This is a genomic window from Christensenella sp. (assembly GCF_034927525.1).
Classification (GTDB): domain Bacteria; phylum Bacillota; class Clostridia; order Christensenellales; family Christensenellaceae; genus Christensenella.
Genome location: NZ_JAYFPU010000093.1, coordinates 1 through 2,476 on the forward strand (window position 1 = coordinate 1; position 2,476 = coordinate 2,476).

Genomic DNA, 2,476 nt, shown 5'->3' on the forward strand with positions numbered 1-2,476 from the left:
CCCGCAGGCGGCAATGTTCTGTGTGGCGCTGTTTGGATTGTTCAACTATGTGATCCCGCGTGCGATCGTTGGAAAACAAGGCGTGGAGGTGGGCAAGGTCCCGACGTTCTCGCAGCTGGCACTTCCTTCAAAATATGGGACATGGTCGCTTGTCGCTCTTGTTGTGGCGTTTTTGGGCATGACGCTTGAGTGGCGCAACTTTAATCTGGTATACGCCATCATCATGGGCTTTTTCAGTATTACATATATGATTCAGGGTATGGCGTTCACAGACTGGCTGCTGAAGAAAAAGTTAAGCTCCGCTTCGGGCAGGATTGCGATCATTGTCATCATATTCTTGATCCTGATGCTGTTTGGACTGAATATCTTCATGTGGGTCGGATTTTTTGAGCAGATCGTGAAGTTCCGCAAGAGGGAATGGACGCAACAGGTGTGAGATGAAGGAAAAAACAAAGATCAGTTATGTCTCAAATGAATTGGTGATCTTTCTCGTCCTGCTTGCGGCAGTCGTGTTTGTGTTGCTGCTCATTCAGCACACTTACCTGCGCATGGCGATTTTGGTGATCGTCTTTGTCGTTGCGGTGCTGTACTTCATGATTTCTACGATGAACAAGCAACGGTGGTTTTATACGGCGGCGCAGATACTCACAACGTGTTCGGAGCGCATCGATAAATATGTCAACGCGGTCACGATCCCCACGGCGATCACAAAGCAGGGCGGCGTGATTGGATGGCATAACCCGGCGTTCTTTATGCTGGCGGGCATGCACTGTGAAGGGAAAAATATCTTTCGCGTATTTCCGCAGTTAAATAAGCCGGAAAAGGATAAAAAGGTCAAGATACACGGCAAGACCTATTACAAAGAGACGATAGGATGCGAGTGGGGCGGCAAAGAGTATACGATACACCGGCTGATCGACTTTGAAAAAACGTATGAAGCGTCGGCGCTTTCCAAGTCGCTGACCACGACGATCTGTCATATTCAGGTGGATAATTACGGCGATCTGCTGCGAGGAACGGAGCAAAGCTGTCATGCGGAGATTGGCGCGGAGATCGAGCACGTGATCTTTAAAAACGTAAGGAATGTGCACGGTGCGTACCAAAAATACGACCGCGACAAATTTATCGTGATATTTGAACGGCGTTTTCTGTCCTCGCTGATGCAAAGCAAGTTTGATATACTGAACGAGATGCGCAAAATCGGCACGGGCAACGACGCGTTCCACCCGACAATCAGTGTAGGCACGGGCGTGGGGGCGTCGCCGGAGGAAGCGAACAGCAACGCGACGGCAGCGCTCGAGCTTGCCCTTGCGCGCGGCGGCGATCAGGCGGTGATCAAAGAGGAAGCCGGATATAAGTTTTATGGCGGGACGCAGCAGGGCATGGAAAAGCGTACACGCGTGAAATCGCGTATGTTCGCGCATGCACTGAAAAATATGATGGAGCAATGCGACAAGGTCATGATCATGGGGCACACAGTTCCTGATCTTGACTGCATGGGCGCTGCGATGGGTTTGCTTGCGTGTGCGCGTAAGGTAGAGAAGAAAGCGTATATCGTGCTCGATAAGCCGAACGCCGCGATACAGGGGCTGGTGGACGAGATCGCGCGCGATCCGGATTATAAGGATTTGCTCGTAACGCCGCAGGATGCGGCATCTATGATGGATCAAAAGACAATGCTTATCGTTGTGGATACACAGATCGCAGACTTTGCGCTCGCGCCCTCGCTGTTTGGCAAGGCAGATACGCTGGTGGTGATCGACCATCACCTGCGCGGGACGGATCATATCGAAAATCCGACGCTTTATTTGCACGAGCCATACGCATCTTCGACAGCGGAAATGGTGACGGAGATATTGCAATATTTCGCGGACAAGATGCACATCAAACCGCTTGAGCTGGAGTCGCTGCTGGCAGGGATCACGATCGACACCAAAGGGTTTTCGTTCAAAACGGGCGTGCGTACATTTGAAGCGGCGTCTTATTTGCGAAAGCTGGGCGCAGACACGACGACGATCCGGCATCTGTTTCAGGATGACTTAGAGACGTTCAACGCGCGCGCAAAGGTTGTGCAGGGGGCGGATATCCTTCCCAGTGGTATCGCGATATCGTGGTGTCCGGATGATGCGAAAAATCCGCAGCTTCTGGCGGCGCAGGCAGCCGATTCGCTGATCGGCATACGCGGCATCAGCGCTTCGTTCGTGCTGTGCGAGCAAAACGGCGTGATACTGGTTTCCGGCCGTTCCATCGGCGGGATCAACGTACAGCGCATTTTGGAAAAGCTGGGCGGCGGCGGACACGCCACGATCGCAGGAGCGCAGATCAAGGGAATGAGCAAAGAGCAAATCGTAACAGAGCTGAAAGAAGCAATAGAAGAATACAAGAAGGAGAGCTGAGTAATGAAAGTAATTTTGAATCAGGATGTAGCGGGAAAAGGAAAAGCGGGAGATATCGTCAATGTGAGCGACGGATATGC

2 protein-coding genes and 1 pseudogene are annotated in these 2,476 nt (G+C 51.8%); all 3 read left to right on the top strand.

Features of this window, described 5'->3' with window-relative positions:
* On the top strand, positions 1–436 hold a 436-nt coding region (locus VB081_RS03590), incomplete at its 5' end, for a DUF2232 domain-containing protein (protein ID WP_323399478.1).
* Position 437: 1 nt separating this feature from the next.
* Positions 438–2,396 (top strand): DHH family phosphoesterase, encoded by a 1,959-nt coding sequence (locus VB081_RS03595; RefSeq protein ID WP_323399479.1) that lies wholly within the window; start codon positions 438–440, stop codon positions 2,394–2,396.
* 3 nt (positions 2,397–2,399) lie between these two features.
* A pseudogene (locus VB081_RS14970) lies at positions 2,400–2,476 on the top strand (bL9 family ribosomal protein); the annotation flags it as partial.